The sequence below is a fragment of the Bacillus cereus group sp. BcHK124 genome, assembly GCF_027712065.1.
Lineage (GTDB): Bacteria > Bacillota > Bacilli > Bacillales > Bacillaceae_G > Bacillus_A > Bacillus_A pacificus.
This window is the reverse complement of sequence record NZ_JAQFPJ010000001.1, coordinates 176,624-192,350: the sequence shown is the minus strand read 5'-3', so window position 1 is coordinate 192,350 and position 15,727 is coordinate 176,624. Positions and strand designations below refer to the sequence as shown.

The following is a 15,727-nucleotide window of genomic DNA, read 5'->3' as shown; positions in this document are numbered from 1 at the left end:
CAACTTTCACCAGTGTAATCCTTTATCAGAAAACAGTTGAAAAAATTATTACAATTATTAATACCATAAAAATTTAAGGGAAATCGGATATAAAAAACTATTATAATAAAAGATGGACTTCTTTTCCCTTTCCAAAAAGAATGACACGTTTTCTTGTGTAATATCACTAGGTTATTTTATCCATAAAATTGATTGGAGGTAATCAAAATCAAATTAGTAAGATATTTAATTTTATTATGTATTTCCGCAACAACCTTATTCTTGTTAACTGCCTGTCAAAAAGAAATTAAAGAACCCATTATCATTATTGATGATGCAACGAGTCAAAAAGAAAATTTAAGGAGAATTGAATTAAAAAATAAAAATAACAATGCCATTTTCAATCAGGTATTTTTTGAAAGTAAAGATGGAAAAACATTTTACGATAAGCAAATAGATGTAAACGACATTCGTATAAAACAAAACATATCAAATAAAAAAATTCAACCGGGTGTATTACCAGAACAAAATTATATTTTTTTATCAGGTTTTAGTAATAAAAACAAGCCCAATTATTTATTAGGACGAATCGAACAGGAAGATGGGAAAGTTATACAATGGAAACAAGAAATTAAGTATATGAAAAAAAATGGCACTAAAGATGTTTATCAGTATGAAATTCAAATGCCTAAATTTGAGGGCAAACAAGCCTATATTTCTTTTCGCTATATATGGCTAAATACAAATAACAAATGTTATGGTGTGGCAGATCAATTATTCACATTACAAAAAATTAAATCTGGTAATATTTTGGAGGATGTCCAACAATGAGTTATTTTTTAACACGACTTTTCAAAGGTAAAATATTATGGATCACATTATTCATGATGTTAATTATTAGTTTTATACAATATATATTTACCTTTATAACAACTAAGGGATTTAATAGTACGCACTCAATAGTTATATCCCCATATTTGTCTAATATTCTATATTTTAATAGATTTCCATTTTACAGTGAACTGTATCTCATTGTATTACCTATAGCAGCTGCAGTTACTTTTTCAGGAATGTACCGAATGGATCGAAATAATGGTTTTTTATATTCAGTTTTAATCAAGATGGGAACTCAACGTTACTTTTTATCATTGTATTCAATTAATTTTATTATTTCGTTTTTAATTATAGCTATTCCACTGCTCTTTAATTTTTATTTATATTTAATGACATACCCAGCGGTTGCTCCAAATCCAATAATAAATTATACGTCGGCTACTATCTCTCCAACCGCTCAATTTCATACCGTTTATTATGGGCACCCCAACATATATTTTCTTATGTATGTATTTTTAAACGGGATGTATGGCGCAATTTGTTCAAGTTTAGCACTAGCTGTCTCCTTTTTCATCAAAAGAGTATATTTTGTTTATGTAGTTCCTTTTATTTTACATATCTTTTGGTTAACAATTGGACAATCATTTATTAATCCAAAAGAATACTTAATTAAAGATCTTGGCTTTTTTGAACTTCAAAACTTCTTAATTGTCTTAATTATTATTTGGATTTTATCCTTATGTGTTTATGTTTGGGGGAGTAAAAAGCATGTTCTTTTATAATTCGATAAAAGAAACTATACAAACAAAATACAAATCATTATTAGTTATTTTGGCATTGAGTATACTTACAATATACCTCTTAACAAAAGATACTGTACACAATCAAATGAGCAGTCTAGAGGTACTTTTCAAATTACTATCTGTTCATCATTTATCAATGATTTTCATTCCATTAATAATTATTTTTGCTGTATATACCATGTCGGGATTTTTTAATATTTACGTTATCCACCGAATGAATAATACGTTAAAACTGGTAAGCATATATTATCTAAAAGTAATCATATTTACAATGATAATTGGCGGGGTTATTATTTTTCAGAGTAGTTTAACTGCCTATGTAATTTCCTCAGGTACAGAAAAAATTAACTTTTTTAGGTTTGTACCATTTCAGATGTTTTCTATTATTTTCATAGGGGTAGTGGCTGCTTTTTTACAACTTCTATTACCAAACATTCTGGTAATAATTATTTTAATATGTACAATAACAGTAGATGCGTTACTATTAAACGGCTACTTATTTATACATACCTTTTTCCAAAATCCAGCCAACGGCATAGGCATAATAGCCTTACGTGTAGGTATATTCTTTTTCATATATGCCCTTAGCATATTCATTATTGAGAAAAAGAATTATATCTCTTCGGAAGAAGAGAAAGAGGTGCATTAATAAATGATATTATACTATTTATTAAAAAGAGACTTGTATTTACGCTTTAGAGATACCATGAAAATGTCTACTTTTCTAATCCTTTTATACACTGCTATTGTTTTTTATTGTACATGGAATCAACTTACCGCCATGAATGAGCGACATGTTTCTCTAAGTATTAATTTTTATAAAATATTTTCAGGTGTAGATTTTATTAATCTAGCTCACTTTTATAAAGAAGGTCGTCTAACATTCCCTTTTTACTGGCTCTTCTTTCAGTTGATTCCTTTATTGGCACTAGGACATTTTACTCATTCAGATATACAAAAAAACGGTGTATATTTGCTTCCTCGTGTTAGAAAAAAATCTTTGTTATGGTCAAGTAAAATGATCTCATTATTCGTTTATACGTTCGTACTTTGGATTGTTATGTATGTTATTTGGTTCACATTGTATTTTTCACTTATAAATGTATTAGGTTCCTCCTCTATGTCAAATAATCTATTTCTTAGTAATATATTGTACACCATGGCAATTCAAATAATTATTAGCTATATACTATGTTTAATTTATGAACTGTTTACACTCTATATGCCTAGTATTATTGCTTTGAGCTGCTTAGTAACCTACTTAGTAGGCTCTGTATTTATTCATAGCCATTATCTGTTAGGATCTTTTGTAATGCCAGGACGTTGGTATTTTGTGGATCATAGTCCAATCCAACTAACAGCCAGTCATTCTCACTCCATTCAATATAATGAGTTTTTCTTAGTTTCATTCATTACATTTATTTTGATACTAATAGTAAGCTTTTTGAGTTTTAAAAAATTAGATGTGATAGGAGATTAAAATATGCCAGAATTTATCCGATGCGAAAATATGGTGAAGAAATTAAAAGGCAATTTTGTTTTAAATAATATAAGCTTTTCAGTAAAAAAAGGCGAAGTGTTAGTTTTAAAAGGACATAACGGATCAGGAAAAACGATGATTTTACGGGCAATAGCTGGATTACTTCATTTAAATTCAGGTGAAGTTTACGTAGATAACAAAAAAATTGGTAAAGATATTCAATTCCCAGAGGATATGGGAATATTGATTGAATATCCAAGTTTTATCCCCGGGTACTCTGGATTTCAAAATTTAAAATTTCTAGCATCTATTAATAAAAAGGTCACAGATGAAGCAATTTTAAGCACAATTGATACAGTAGGTCTAAACAAATTAGATAAGAGGAAATATAAAAGATACTCGTTAGGCATGAAACAACGTTTGGGAATTGCACAAGCCTTAATGGAAAAACCCAAATTACTATTATTAGATGAACCTACTAACGCCCTAGACAGTAAAGGAATACAACTTGTTTTAGAACTCTTGAAAAATGAAAAAGAAAAAGGAACAACCATTATTTTAGCTAGTCACGATGAAACAATATTAAGTAATCCTATCATCGATCGTATTATTTGTGTTAGCGAAGGAAGGTTGGTTGATGAAGAATGAAAAAAATATACTTTATTTTAGGAATAACCTTCACACTACTATTCCTTGTTTTTAGTATACTGCAATACAGGACTGTAAACGCAAATAATAACATGTATACAATCCAAAAAGATAATTTTCCATCCAATCGTACTTTTCAAGATTTGCAAGGAATTAAATATCATGTACTTCAGCCATTGAAGCCAATCAAATATTTTGATCCTTATAATGGTAGAGAGACTGTTACTCTTATTTTACCTTTAGACATTACGAATACAACAGACCAAACAATTGATATATTAAGCAACAGTGCTATAGAAAACACCCTATTTTACGCAAAATTAGGTGACTTCTATAATTTAATCCCATACTCCATGGAACTTCCCGATAAATACAAATTCGATTCTGTAATCCCCCCTGGGAAAACAGTTCGTGGTTATATAGGAACCAAATATTTCTTAGGAGATGATCCTAATAGAGCATACAAATCGTTCACAATTAATTACAGCAAGGTATCATTTATTTACTTTTCTAAAGGAAAAAACGGAAAATATCATGAATTAGAAATTCCAATTAACTAAAAAACGACACCTACTGGAGAGCACCTCGACTCCAATTTGGTAGTATTTACCAATTACCGTAGAACAAAGAAAAAAGGAGAATCTCTTCCTATAGAGTTTCTCTTTTTTAATTTGTTAAGCTTGGAAAATCATCGTCATCTGGACCTCTCCCCCAATGAGACAGCTCTTTTTCAATTTCGGACTGCAACATACTTATTAAAACCGTTTTATAATCCATCATTTTCAATATATATTGCCACTGCGATTCAATGTCATACAATTCATAAAATATCGTTAAATCCAACAACCACTTCACCTTATGTAACTGATCATGCTTTAAGCGAGCAGGATTGCTCTTGTTTAATACCGCTCTCTCATATAAACGATATTTTAATATATCTGAAATACCTAACCGTCTTACTTTATCAACTAAGGGTACACACTTTAATTCATAAGCCTTATTCGCTATTTCCAATGGAATTTCCGGATGAAGTAAATACCGTTCCAAATCTTGATTTTTTACGCCTACTCTTTTTGCAATTTCCTTTATGCTTGTTCCTTGATCTAACAATGTAGAAATTAAAGCCGATTTCCCCATCCAATCACTTCTAGAATTATGAAACATATTTTGTAACAGCTGCACCATCTGTTCTGTTCTATTCGAAAAAGGCTTGACGATACAATCGACAACACTTATTCCTGCTTCTTTATACGCCTCGTAGGCTACATATCCTGATAGTAAATAATATCTTTTATGATTTGGATCTTTCTCCAAAACTAGGTATTTTGACAGATTTTCACCATTCCATATGCAACGTACCATCCTTTTCTTAACCGTTTCAGAAATACTTTCTGTGTATATCGGTACAATTTGTTTTAGTCGAACAGTCATAAGCCTGGTTAAAAAAATCTAATAAAAACTATTAAAATAGTTTAGTTAGAAGTTTTCATCGTTTTCACGACGTGCGCTCACAGGATTCCGCACTAGGGGACAGCTCTCGCTCCACCGACAAGGGATGTTGCTTCTTCTACTTACTAAGAAGGATTCCTCGACCTCGGGTGTTACCCGACCCTGTAAAAGATATCTTGCACCTTCTTCACTACGTTCCAGCACAAGAGGTTTTTTATTTTTTTATCGTTTGATACACGTGTTGTTTATGATGAAACCATTGATGGAATTTCGCTTTTCGTTTTTTGAGTATATTTGTAATCCGTTTTCGAACTGTACTCCAACGTGCCCATTCGTTTTGTTTTTTCCATGATTTTGTTTGCTGTTTCGTTAATATATCTTGTAATTTTTTTGGAATTCTTTCTTTCATTCCCATGCCACGACGACCAATGGTAAGTGCTGCTGATTCATGAACAGATATTCGATATTTTTGTTGATATTTTAGTCTTCCGGAAATCGATGTGAACGCAGGTTTTACTTTGATAAACTCCACACCGTATCGTTCACACAAACGTTCTAACGTAGATAAGATTTTTCGATAACAGAAAGAATGACTCATACGTCTAAACTTCGCACTAATACTTTTATCTTGAATGAATTTCAAATCTTCGACAATAAGACCTGTACCGTCTTCCACACATTTTCTCACTAACTTATGGCAAAGTTCATAAATTAAATTTTCTCGTTTGTCAGATGGATAGTCTTGTAATCCACCTTCTCCTAACCATTCAAATGATTTGGGATTTCCGTCCTTCTTAACATGACAAATAGCCAACCCGTCTGGATTTGTATCTAAACCACGATATCCATTCACAGGAAAAGTAACAAGTGGCGCAGGTTGTTCTGTAATCGAAATATGAACCCGATATTTTCCGTTTCGCTTTAAAATTTCAACCGCATATGCATCACCAGAAGCTAACGCTTGACGCATCAATGCAGGGTAATTTCGTCCGTTATATTGACCTGTTTTTTTCGATTTTTTTGATGCAATATATAAAGAAAAGCGTACTTTTTGATATAACGTTTTCTTTCCTTTTTGGAATGGATTACTTGTTGTCATCTCTAAGAAAAAAGAACCATTCTCTTCGATGACACGAAGATTAGGATTCCCTTTTTTGCTTTTATCACCACGTGAAGAAAAACGTCCATTTCGTAACTCTTGCCATTGTTCTTTTGTAATTAAACCTTTAGTACGTTTTTCAAAGTTTTCACGCCCGCCAAATATGACTTCATCATACGTATCATGTTTCACATGTTGTTCATAATGATCCATTTTCAAAATTTGTTTTTCTAATTTGTTTTGTAATCCTAATATCCGTTTTGAATTTGGATTTATATCTGGAATACAAAGTAGTTTTTCTAGTTTTGTGCTTGTTTTCTCAAAACGGGATTTCCATAATTCGAAATACTCTATCATTAATGCTTTTCTAGATTTGATTAATTGAACGGCTTCCGCTACGGCATCTTTTGCTACACGAATATTAGTATTTGTTTTTGCAGAAAGAATTTTTTCAAGAGAACCGACTGCCATTCCTTCTTGTAATCTTTTATATGCATAACGAATCATAAATGAATATTTATAACTTTCTGTATCAATAATGAATTGATCTTGTGCTGATAAATCAACCAAACAAGCAGGAATCGTCGTTTTCATCTTGTTTTCCTCCTTTCCTAACCGTACACCCTTTTTTCTATATTATGCCAAATGTTATTAGGATATGCAACTAATCTGTACATTACTAGTTTTTATATATTTTTATTAAAAAATAATATATTTTTTGAAGCTGTTGTAACCTCCCTCTCATGCTCTCTTCCTTCTTTCTATGTAAGTTATTTCTTTAATGTATGAAGAGATAATTTTGTCTCATGTCTGTATAACACAAACAAAAAATTCATTTTAATAAAATTTTTTTATATAAATGAATATTTTTATTAAATCTGGAAAGTATGATAGATAGGAAAAATCCTTATTACTTTAGGAGGCTCTTTAATGAAACTTCTCACATTAAACACCGGCATACGAAACACACAATATTCAGATGTTGAATCCCTTCTTAAATTTTTTGAAGGGGCTAAAAACTACGGCATTCTTTTTTACACAGCTGATTTAAAAAGCTTACCCTTGAATGAACCTTTCCATATATACCATTATTCAAGAAAAGGTAGCGGTGGATATCAATTGGCTTTTCCTATTCCAAGCGCTTTGTATCACTCGCTAAAAATTAATCATTATTCTCTAAAATGGTTAAATGTCTTTTATCAATTATATTATCAAGATACACCCCCTCCACCTTGGCAATGGAAATACTGGGATACTTATATAGGTGAAAATTACGTATGGATTTATAAAACTGAATGATCATATCTACTACTTTATCTTTTTCAACGAAATAAAAAACTCCTAATTAACTAGGAGTTTTTTTGGTCTTGCTGTTTTATAAAATACATTTCTAATGCTTCAAGAAACGCTTTTTCAATTTTCAACGTACCGTACATTTCATTGCCTAGTTTAAGTGGAGATGGTTTTGTTGTCATGGAGCATCACCTCATCACCACTATATGCGATAATATTTTACGGACTACCCTATTTTCTACATTCCTTTCTGAAAATTTTATATGAAAATAAGAAATTGTATAAATTAAAAGTTTAATATTTACACCATGTAACTTGTAAATTACTATTACGTTAACTAATATAAGGAGTTATATGGTTTTTCCAAACTGTTTTTACAATACTTAGTGGTTCATTTGTATCTTTTCCCCCAAACATATTCATTTGCATTTTTAAAGCTAATTCATTCTTTTCATTTACTTCGCATACAATGCTTTCATTATAGCTGTTATCCAAAGGAGACACAGACAGACGTCCATAAGCCATTTTTATGCTTGTAGTAGCAAAATCATTTGATAACCAAATCTTTAATCCACTCTTCACATTTCCATCTACATACAATTTATAAATACACTTCGCTTCTCCATTTTCCACGGTAAAATCAAAATTTAAGTTACTTTGTTTCATTTGTGAAAACAGCTCTTTAAAGATCGTATTCATTTCTTGAAAACTTTCATTAATAAATTTTTCCTTTTCTAAATCAGTAATGCGTTTTAGACTCGGTATATCAAAATCTGAAAAATCAATGCTTGGCTTTTCAACTATACCCTTAAGAGGGGTTAATTTTGGTTTTTTCCCCAAAGGTTTTTTCTCATATAACGGTACTCCCTCGATACGATAATGTAATTCTTTAAATGCCCTCTCAAAATTAGCATCATCCGAAAAGTTAATGGCATACCATCCATCCAAATGGAATGGAACCACTGATTCAAAATTGCCAGCATGTCTTACAATTAATATTAATTTATTCGGATTTTTCATCAATAATGGCATTGTTAATAGCGTTTCAAACCCAACTCCACCTTGTAATGCTTCCGCTTTCTTTTTATAGTTTTCAGTTAACACAATGACCGTATAGTCATTATCACGTACATTTGAAACCATCATTGCATTTAAATTTACTGTTTGAGATTGAGTTTCTAACATATCAAAACTCGCATCTACCCCGTTGTCTCTTAATAAACCAACTAAATCCATAACCCACTGTTGATGCTCTGGACTATCCCAGCTATAACTAATAAAAACACTTTTAGTATCTTCTTGCATTGTAATTCCCCCTAGACAATTATGTTATCGATATTTTAATAAACGATTTAAATACGTAGTTAATTCACCCTGACTACATTTTATATTATATCAAATGTTAGTTTTTACGTTGCATATAGCTCATCCATCTTACTCCTAAACTACTAAAAGCGTTTAGCTTAGGTTCAGTCACCTTCTTGTCAAATCAAAGCCAAAAGCAATTTCTTGGTATGAAAAACAAGGGTTTGTAAAAACAAATTTAGAAACCTATGATGGACTAACACATATGAGACTTCCGTTCCCTAATAAACTTACGGTTGAAAAAGGAATCTTTTAAAAGTTCTAATACTATCAGACATACTCATATATTTAACAATCGTTAGATAATTGGAGGGATGATAGTGGTACGCAGACGCTTGAAAGCGAATGGTGAAACAACGAAAGAACTTATAAAAGAATTAAATGACCCCAATCGTTTTTCACGTGCATCCAAACTATATAAAGATGCTCTTGAATTTGGAAAAAGAAGAAAAAAAGAAAATGAAACTAGGAATTAACCCTGAGTTTCATTTTCTTTTTTTTAGTTAAATAACTTATTGTAACATACATGTTTCTCGTTTTTTATTAAATAAGCATTCCACTTACCAACCATCTTGCCCCTTATATTTATCAGCTTTTTCACGATTTTCAAATTCTTGTTCTTTAGCCCATTCTGCTTTTTCTGTTTTTCCTTCTCGTACGTATTGATCAGCTTCTCGACTAAAACGATCAGCCCGATGATTAAACATCTCTTCTTTATCTTTAAAAAAACCCATAACATTACCTCCCTATTTAATTTATCCTTCGATATATGTACTCCAAAAAATTCACCTATGTTATTAATTGTTAACCTTGTTACTTGAAGAATAAACAATCCTGCAAAAACACTTACTTAACGCTCCTTTTTACCTATTATTACCATAAAGGAAAATAAAATTCAATTTTTACAATTGAATCATTCTACAAAATATAACAATTCAAAAGGAGAAGATTCCGCTCCCTTTGAAAATACACTGTTTATCTAATTTTGTAGCCTTGGAAAATCATCATCTGTGGTATACTTCCCCACTGGGATAATTGCATTTCAATTTTCGACTGAAACTGATTCATTAACACCTTCTTATAGTTCATCATTTCCAGCATATGCTCCCACTGTAGCTCTATATCGTAAAGCTCATCAAATCTAGTGGAGTTTAACAACCATTTTATTTTCTCTAACTTTTCATACGTTAATCTTTCTGATCCCCTTTTATTTAAAAACGCTTTTTCAATTTTCAACGTAAAGGACATTTCATTGCCTAGTTTAAGTGAGGATGTTTTTATTTTTATAAAGCAACACCCTATCACCACTATATGTAAGGATTGACTCTGGACGGACTATTCCATTTATTTTAGAGATTAATATGGTAATGGTTCACCAGGTCTCTTTACATACTACAACATATAGTTAAACCTCCCGGAAAACACCACATATCGTATCGAAGAACAAATATTCGTACTAAGTATTGATATTTATATTAAATTTATAGTATAATAACTCCGTTAGCAATTCTACCAAAAATTTCTTTATTTTTTACATAAATATACTACTGTCACTGTCACTCTGCTATTTCTATTACATACTATTATTTGGAGGAATTTTATGAAGTTAAACGATTATTTTAAAAAATTTGTTGCAAACATTTCCTTAAATCCCACCCGTATTAATCGCGTAGAAAGTGCTTTATCTCATTGGGGAAAAAACTTCAAAGAAGACGAAGAGATAGAAGATCTATTTCTCGATTTTTATTCACAAGGATCCTATAGTACAAATACTGGGATTAAGCCAAAAAACGATGATGAATTCGACGTTGATGCTATATTACTCCTTGAACTGGATGAAGAAAATGAACCTCAAGATATCCTTAAATGGATTGCCTCACGAATTAAAAGCCATAAAGAATTTGAAAAAAGTGTTAAAACAAAAGACCGATGTGTACGAATTGATTATGCTGGAGACTTCCATGTAGATATCGTTCCTGCATTGCCATGTGAAGGCGTCATAAAAATTCCTTCTAAAAAAGAAAACGAATGGTGCAAAACAAACCCTAAAGGATTTACTAATTGGTGCAATGCTATTAATAGCAAAACCGATAGCTATTTTGAAAAAGTAGTAAAAATCATGAAACATTGGCGCGATGATAACGTCGGAAAAGATACAGCACCTAAATCCATTTTAATGACAACTTTAATCGGTAACGCCTTTGTGAAAAAAAATTCTATTGCTGAAACTCTAGTAGAAACACTAGACGTTTTAATCGATGATTTGAACGAACTTATAGAAGAAGATGATGGTGACGTATTTGTTAAAAATCCTTCTCTCGAAGATGAGAATTTGGCTAGAAATTGGGATCAAACAAAAGCAGAGCGTTTCTTGAAAAAAGTGCAAAAGCTTAAAGAAAACTGTCAAGACGCTATGGATGAAAAGAATAAAGAAGACAGTATAGAAAAGTGGCAAGACATTTTTGGAAAATCCTATTTCCCTTCTGAATTAGGGGAAGCAAAAGATATGGCAAATAGAATTAATAATGGTTTAATAAAAGTAGCACCTACTGGTTTATTAAATCAAGAACAAGGTACAAAAATTCGTGAACATCGTTTTTATGGTGAATAAATGAAGCGTATAAAAACAATCAATCTTGGATTACAAAATTTAGCGATTCAAAAAAAGTTCCCTTCACTTAAACTTTATAAAAAAAACCATCAAGATATTTTTTGGTTAGGAGAATTAGAATCATCTCCCCACGCAGTAAAATATACGGTTAAAATTAGCTATACTCCGTATAAACCAAAAGTTTTCATTATGGAGCCACAAATCTTAAAAAGTGCTCCTCATCGTTATTCGGATCAATCTTTATGCCTATATCACCCAAACGATAAGAGTTATCGTCCTAATTTATTAATTGCAGATACTCTTATCCCTTGGACCTGTGAGTGGCTTTTTTTCTATAATATTTGGTTAGAAGAGGGTATTTGGTGGGGAAAAGAAGCCCCTCATAGCCCCATCCCCTGTTAAGAAAGGACGTAATACATGTTAAATTGGGATCATTACAAAAAAGGTTCTTGGCAAACCAAAGAGCCGAATACTTTTAAAATTTTATCAATTGATGGCGGTGGAATGAAAGGCGTTATTCCTTCTCAATACCTCAAAAAAATTGAACATATAATAGGAGAGCCTATTCATCAACACTTCGATTTATTAACAGGTACTTCGACTGGAGGTATCATTTGTCTCGGTTTAGCATCTGGAATGAGCGCTGAACAAATTGCAAATCTTTATATCCAGGAAGGAAATCAAATTTTCGGTACAAAAAAAGCAAAGGGATATTTGATAAATGCTTCATATTCAAACCACCCATTAAAAAAACTATTAATAGAAAAGTTTGCTGATAAGAAGATTTTAGATGCTAATACAATGCTCTGCATCCCATCAATTGAACATCACAAAGCAGAACCAAAAGTATTTAAAACTCCTCACCACTCAGATTATATCAGAGATGGCGAACGTTATATGTGGGAGGTTGGACTAGCAACTTCTGCTGCTCCATCCTATTTCCCTGCTGCCAATATTGGAGAAGGCGAATGTAAAATAGATGGGGGACTCTGGGCTAATAATCCCGTATTAGTCGGTATTGCTGAAGCTAAGAAATTAGGATATTCGTTAGATCAAATCAAAGTATTATCTTTAGGAACAGGCGATTGTTTATATAATGCTCCAAATAAAATCGCGGAAGCTGGTGGGCTATTGTCATGGAAGAAAAATTTGGTTGAGCTCACGTTTCAAGCACAATCAAAAGGGGCTGAACATACGGCAAAATACCTCATTGGTGAAAACTTAATCCGTTTAAATCCTGTTCTCACTCGACCGATTCCATTAGATTCTACAAAAAAAGAAGATATTGCTGATATGATACGAGAAGTAAATCATCTATTTGACAGAACCTTTATTACAAGAGGCGTAAAAAAAATGTTCTTCGAAACAAATTCAATACCTGTGTAAATAATAAAGGAGATCTTCATACACAATTGTTCCTTTATATGAATGTCTTGTTCAAATCTAATTTCATCAATTGAAGTTGTTTTTTATCCCACGTAAACTATCAAAAAGAAACAGGTGAACCTTTTGTCTACAGAGAAAAAAATTAAAGTTATTCGCATGTCTAACCATGGATTTGATATTAAACCCTATCACCAAAATACAACTTTGGACTTTTTAAACGTGACAATAACTGATTTAAATCAAAGTATTACAATCTCTTCTGAACAAGCAAAATACAATAAAAATAATAAAATAGTCGGTTGTTTTTGTTTCCTTGATAAATTTGATGAATCTCAATTAGACACTGGGGGTAACTTATCTTTTAGAATCGAAAACAAGCGAAATATAGGCTACTTACCAGCCGATGAAATCGTATTTGTTAGAAACACCCTAAATAATAAAATTGCAGATCGATTTGTATACGGATTTGAAACAGATACGATACATCCTATCACCCAAAAACCCATTACCGAAAGATTCGGAGGATTCACCTATGAATTTGTAAAAATGCCACTATGGTTAGCAATACAAAGATTAAATGAACACATCAAGAATAAAAATGGTATGGCTCCAGACGAGGTTATATCCGAGTTCTATTTAACAGAAGAACAAGTTAAAAATAAGTTAATCCTTAAAGAAGAATAATTTGTTCCGATGATTATATAAGTAAGATCCTTATAAAAAATCGCTCTTGAACCGAATATGGATATTTACGAAAATAGACCGTCATTTGTATGGTCTATTTTTTTAGAGGATTGACAAATCAAAGATGTAAATTACAAAAGAATAGCGAGAGGGTGATAAATATGATTTTTAAATTCAGAAAATATATTTCTTGGCATAATAACTCTCAAGAAAACTATCTTATGGTTTATAGTGACAATCCCTTAGATAAAAAATATTTTTCTTTTGATGACCATCCATCCACCATAATGCAATCTACAGGACTTTTTGATCAAAAAGAAAGAGAAATTTATGAATCAGATATCGTTGAAATCAATAATAAGATCTATGGAGTGAAGTGGGATACGGGTAATGCACAATTTTCTTTAATCCGAAAAGGAGAACTCCATCGAAATATAAAAGAGCTGGTTAATACTTGCTTTGTTGTTGGGAATTCATATGAAAATATTGAGTTACTAGAGAAATTATAAAATAAAAAAGTCAATAAACGCAAAAAACCTTCGTAGACACGAAGGCTTTTTTATGGCGGTCAGATCAACCGACCCCCAAATTGATATGTAAGTTCCAAGCAGTCAGATCAACCGACTCCCTGTTTTTTTTGGCTAAGTAGAATTTACCATCTTTTTTATTTCAAGTCAAGAAAAAATTAACAGGAGATCATCGGGCGATCAGTTTTCCGATCCCCCTACTCCTTTTACAGGACCTGTATATCTAGTATATACTTACTTATGTAAAATATTCCTTCTTTTAAAAAGTCCATCAAGCCCCTGTTGCTTCATCATCCTGTCTTGGATCATCAATCCAATCCCTTTTCTTTTTAGTAATTGGAATCTTCTTAAATCCCCAGTTTCTAAAATCTTGATCCGGGCTTGGGCTATAAATTTTTGTCTTTATCGCTTTAAAAATTTTATTTTCTGTTCCATAATTTTTTATACATTTAGGCTTTGCTTCTACAATTCCTTTTCGAACCCGACCGATTGGATTACAAACCAGATCAGCAATTTCTAAACCTGATTGGTATAAAGGATCGCCTTTTTTTGCAAGTATAAACCCTTTTATTTTTTCTCTATACTTCTGAAAATCTAAATGCATTGTTCCATTGTTGAATACTTCAAAGAAAGCTTTTTGAATCAAAAGATTCTCATAATCATCTCTAGATTCTAATACAATCCGTGCATTTTCTACATCTGTTTGACTCAAAAATGAATAAAACGTTTCAAGGATATGTATAAATGCAACAACGTATGGATCCTTGTGTGCTAGAAAATATTGTTTTAGTTTCACTTTATCAATTGTTACCGATATGATTTTAAAATCTAGGTTACCTAAGAAATTAGGCATATTGTTATAAAAATCCGCACGCTGTTCTTTTTTAAACTTCGCAAAATCACCTCGCCCCCTAGAAATTTCATCTAAATGTAACATTACATCTTGTGTTCCAAAACATTGCATTTTTACTCGATTAAGCCGATTACGTAATTCACTTGTTCTACCATTTTGATCAACAGCATACTTGTTTTCAAAAATCACACCTGTTAAAGTAAATGGCTGAGTGCTACTTTGAGCAATTCCCGTTTCATCAATAAATAAAATATACTTTTTTTGCTTGCTTACCAAACTACCTTCCCCCTGAAATGATTTCTAGTATTACCATAATCATACCACATAAAAATAACAATTATAAAAATACTTACACCATTAAAAAAAGGAGTTTTTCTTGTAAAAAAAAGCTTCTCTGATTGCTTAAGTAATAATTCCATCTTCTGTTTTATAAAATAGATTTCATCTATTTGCAATCACTACACATCACGTTTGAGATGTGGTTACGAACTGTCTTTTCACTGATAAAAAGTTCACCTGCAATTTCCTTCGTTGTTTTATCTTGAACCAGTAATTCAAATACTTCTCTCTCTCTCTTTGTGAGTAAAGGTTTAGATTGATACGCTTTTTCCTTCAACTGGTATAACCCTCCTTGCTTAAGCCAGAGCTGTGTATGTGTAAGTTGGGTGTTTATTTAGTCAAGATATTGTATGAACGAAATGTGCGGGTGGTGAATG

Annotated in this window: 21 protein-coding genes; 13 read left to right on the top strand and 8 right to left on the bottom strand. The window is 31.6% G+C overall.

What is annotated here, in order from left to right; all coding sequences use genetic code 11:
• Nucleotides 1-207: 207 nt before the first annotated feature.
• The 6 genes from PDK19_RS01070 to PDK19_RS01050 are packed head-to-tail and all read left to right on the top strand — an operon-like array spanning nt 208 to nt 4,304.
• Complete coding sequence (locus PDK19_RS01070; protein ID WP_076868880.1) at nt 208-810, top strand: hypothetical protein; 603 nt, start codon at nt 208-210, stop codon at nt 808-810.
• Nucleotides 807-1,595 (top strand): hypothetical protein, encoded by a 789-nt coding sequence (locus PDK19_RS01065; protein ID WP_076868866.1) that lies wholly within the window; start codon nt 807-809, stop codon nt 1,593-1,595. The genes PDK19_RS01070 and PDK19_RS01065 overlap by 4 nt, the downstream gene beginning before the upstream one ends.
• Entirely contained in the window at nt 1,582-2,265 is a 684-nt protein-coding gene (locus PDK19_RS01060; RefSeq protein WP_076868867.1) for a hypothetical protein, read from the top strand. Before PDK19_RS01065 ends, PDK19_RS01060 begins: the two co-directional genes overlap by 14 nt.
• A 3-nt stretch (nt 2,266-2,268) precedes the next feature.
• A complete protein-coding gene (locus PDK19_RS27355) occupies nt 2,269-3,096 on the top strand; it encodes a hypothetical protein (protein WP_076868868.1) in 828 nt (275 codons plus the stop codon).
• A gap of 3 nt (nt 3,097-3,099) precedes the next feature.
• Nucleotides 3,100-3,744: an ABC transporter ATP-binding protein gene (locus PDK19_RS01055; protein ID WP_076868869.1), complete on the top strand. Its 645-nt coding sequence runs from the start codon at nt 3,100-3,102 to the stop codon at nt 3,742-3,744.
• On the top strand, nt 3,741-4,304 hold the full coding sequence (locus PDK19_RS01050) for a hypothetical protein (protein ID WP_076868870.1): 564 nt from the start codon (nt 3,741-3,743) through the stop codon (nt 4,302-4,304). Before PDK19_RS01055 ends, PDK19_RS01050 begins: the two co-directional genes overlap by 4 nt.
• 106 nt (nt 4,305-4,410) lie before the next feature.
• Here the strand turns inward: PDK19_RS01050 and PDK19_RS01045 are convergent, their stop codons facing one another.
• Entirely contained in the window at nt 4,411-5,106 is a 696-nt protein-coding gene (locus tag PDK19_RS01045) for a helix-turn-helix domain-containing protein (protein ID WP_258959471.1), read from the bottom strand.
• A gap of 301 nt (nt 5,107-5,407) precedes the next feature.
• Nucleotides 5,408-6,886, bottom strand: coding sequence for an IS200/IS605 family accessory protein TnpB-related protein (locus PDK19_RS01040; RefSeq protein ID WP_076868872.1), 1,479 nt, complete (start codon nt 6,884-6,886; stop codon nt 5,408-5,410).
• Nucleotides 6,887-7,222: 336 nt separating this feature from the next.
• Between PDK19_RS01040 and PDK19_RS01035 the strand changes: the two genes are divergently transcribed.
• Nucleotides 7,223-7,591 (top strand): hypothetical protein, encoded by a 369-nt coding sequence (locus PDK19_RS01035; protein WP_076868873.1) that lies wholly within the window; start codon nt 7,223-7,225, stop codon nt 7,589-7,591.
• A 50-nt stretch (nt 7,592-7,641) separates the two neighbouring features.
• Here PDK19_RS01035 and PDK19_RS01030 read toward each other — a convergent pair whose 3' ends face one another.
• Together PDK19_RS01030 and PDK19_RS01025 are read right to left on the bottom strand one after the other, a co-directional pair.
• Nucleotides 7,642-7,767: a hypothetical protein gene (locus PDK19_RS01030; protein WP_258959470.1), complete on the bottom strand. Its 126-nt coding sequence runs from the start codon at nt 7,765-7,767 to the stop codon at nt 7,642-7,644.
• A gap of 151 nt (nt 7,768-7,918) precedes the next feature.
• Entirely contained in the window at nt 7,919-8,890 is a 972-nt protein-coding gene (locus PDK19_RS01025; protein WP_076868874.1) for a toll/interleukin-1 receptor domain-containing protein, read from the bottom strand.
• A gap of 380 nt (nt 8,891-9,270) precedes the next feature.
• Here PDK19_RS01025 and PDK19_RS01020 point away from each other — a divergent pair, with 380 nt between their 5' ends.
• Nucleotides 9,271-9,426: a hypothetical protein gene (locus PDK19_RS01020; RefSeq protein ID WP_175879550.1), complete on the top strand. Its 156-nt coding sequence runs from the start codon at nt 9,271-9,273 to the stop codon at nt 9,424-9,426.
• Nucleotides 9,427-9,510: 84 nt separating this feature from the next.
• Here the strand turns inward: PDK19_RS01020 and PDK19_RS01015 are convergent, their stop codons facing one another.
• The gene (locus PDK19_RS01015; RefSeq protein WP_154644223.1) at nt 9,511-9,684 is read right to left on the bottom strand and encodes a hypothetical protein; all 174 of its coding nucleotides are present in this window, start codon (nt 9,682-9,684) and stop codon (nt 9,511-9,513) included.
• A gap of 241 nt (nt 9,685-9,925) precedes the next feature.
• Nucleotides 9,926-10,198, bottom strand: coding sequence for a hypothetical protein (locus PDK19_RS01010; protein WP_076868875.1), 273 nt, complete (start codon nt 10,196-10,198; stop codon nt 9,926-9,928).
• Nucleotides 10,199-10,550: 352 nt separating this feature from the next.
• Here PDK19_RS01010 and PDK19_RS01005 point away from each other — a divergent pair, with 352 nt between their 5' ends.
• The 5 genes from PDK19_RS01005 to PDK19_RS00985 all read left to right on the top strand — a co-directional run bounded on the left by PDK19_RS01005 (nt 10,551) and on the right by PDK19_RS00985 (nt 14,140).
• A complete protein-coding gene (locus PDK19_RS01005) occupies nt 10,551-11,561 on the top strand; it encodes an SMODS domain-containing nucleotidyltransferase (protein WP_176359595.1) in 1,011 nt (336 codons plus the stop codon).
• Nucleotides 11,562-11,963: a hypothetical protein gene (locus PDK19_RS01000; protein ID WP_088106394.1), complete on the top strand. Its 402-nt coding sequence runs from the start codon at nt 11,562-11,564 to the stop codon at nt 11,961-11,963. It begins immediately after the preceding gene.
• 15 nt (nt 11,964-11,978) lie between these two features.
• The gene (locus PDK19_RS00995; RefSeq protein ID WP_088106393.1) at nt 11,979-12,947 is read left to right on the top strand and encodes a CBASS cGAMP-activated phospholipase; all 969 of its coding nucleotides are present in this window, start codon (nt 11,979-11,981) and stop codon (nt 12,945-12,947) included.
• A gap of 123 nt (nt 12,948-13,070) precedes the next feature.
• On the top strand, nt 13,071-13,631 hold the full coding sequence (locus PDK19_RS00990) for a hypothetical protein (protein ID WP_076868878.1): 561 nt from the start codon (nt 13,071-13,073) through the stop codon (nt 13,629-13,631).
• Nucleotides 13,632-13,792: 161 nt separating this feature from the next.
• Entirely contained in the window at nt 13,793-14,140 is a 348-nt protein-coding gene (locus PDK19_RS00985) for a YopX family protein (RefSeq protein ID WP_000576359.1), read from the top strand.
• 289 nt (nt 14,141-14,429) lie between these two features.
• On the opposite strand, the gene PDK19_RS00980 is transcribed toward PDK19_RS00985, so the two are convergent.
• Nucleotides 14,430-15,287: a DUF3800 domain-containing protein gene (locus PDK19_RS00980; protein WP_088106392.1), complete on the bottom strand. Its 858-nt coding sequence runs from the start codon at nt 15,285-15,287 to the stop codon at nt 14,430-14,432.
• A gap of 169 nt (nt 15,288-15,456) precedes the next feature.
• Entirely contained in the window at nt 15,457-15,627 is a 171-nt protein-coding gene (locus tag PDK19_RS00975) for a helix-turn-helix domain-containing protein (RefSeq protein ID WP_000659490.1), read from the bottom strand.
• Nucleotides 15,628-15,727 lie beyond the last annotated feature (100 nt).

Excerpts from the sequence above, each read along its gene's own strand:
- PDK19_RS01055 (WP_076868869.1), top strand. The coding sequence starts at position 3,100 with ATGCCAGAATTTATCCGATGCGAAAATATGGTGAAGAAATTAAAAGGC.
- PDK19_RS01065 (WP_076868866.1), top strand. The coding sequence starts at position 807 with ATGAGTTATTTTTTAACACGACTTTTCAAAGGTAAAATATTATGGATC.
- PDK19_RS01040 (WP_076868872.1), bottom strand. The coding sequence starts at position 6,886 with ATGAAAACGACGATTCCTGCTTGTTTGGTTGATTTATCAGCACAAGAT.
- PDK19_RS01060 (WP_076868867.1), top strand. The coding sequence starts at position 1,582 with ATGTTCTTTTATAATTCGATAAAAGAAACTATACAAACAAAATACAAA.
- PDK19_RS01005 (WP_176359595.1), top strand. The coding sequence starts at position 10,551 with ATGAAGTTAAACGATTATTTTAAAAAATTTGTTGCAAACATTTCCTTA.
- PDK19_RS01025 (WP_076868874.1), bottom strand. The coding sequence starts at position 8,890 with ATGCAAGAAGATACTAAAAGTGTTTTTATTAGTTATAGCTGGGATAGT.
- PDK19_RS01045 (WP_258959471.1), bottom strand. The coding sequence starts at position 5,106 with ATGGTACGTTGCATATGGAATGGTGAAAATCTGTCAAAATACCTAGTT.
- PDK19_RS01015 (WP_154644223.1), bottom strand. The coding sequence starts at position 9,684 with ATGGGTTTTTTTAAAGATAAAGAAGAGATGTTTAATCATCGGGCTGAT.
- PDK19_RS01010 (WP_076868875.1), bottom strand. The coding sequence starts at position 10,198 with ATGTCCTTTACGTTGAAAATTGAAAAAGCGTTTTTAAATAAAAGGGGA.
- PDK19_RS01000 (WP_088106394.1), top strand. The coding sequence starts at position 11,562 with ATGAAGCGTATAAAAACAATCAATCTTGGATTACAAAATTTAGCGATT.
- PDK19_RS01050 (WP_076868870.1), top strand. The coding sequence starts at position 3,741 with ATGAAAAAAATATACTTTATTTTAGGAATAACCTTCACACTACTATTC.
- PDK19_RS00995 (WP_088106393.1), top strand. The coding sequence starts at position 11,979 with ATGTTAAATTGGGATCATTACAAAAAAGGTTCTTGGCAAACCAAAGAG.
- PDK19_RS01035 (WP_076868873.1), top strand. The coding sequence starts at position 7,223 with ATGAAACTTCTCACATTAAACACCGGCATACGAAACACACAATATTCA.
- PDK19_RS27355 (WP_076868868.1), top strand. The coding sequence starts at position 2,269 with ATGATATTATACTATTTATTAAAAAGAGACTTGTATTTACGCTTTAGA.
- PDK19_RS01030 (WP_258959470.1), bottom strand. The coding sequence starts at position 7,767 with ATGACAACAAAACCATCTCCACTTAAACTAGGCAATGAAATGTACGGT.
- PDK19_RS00985 (WP_000576359.1), top strand. The coding sequence starts at position 13,793 with ATGATTTTTAAATTCAGAAAATATATTTCTTGGCATAATAACTCTCAA.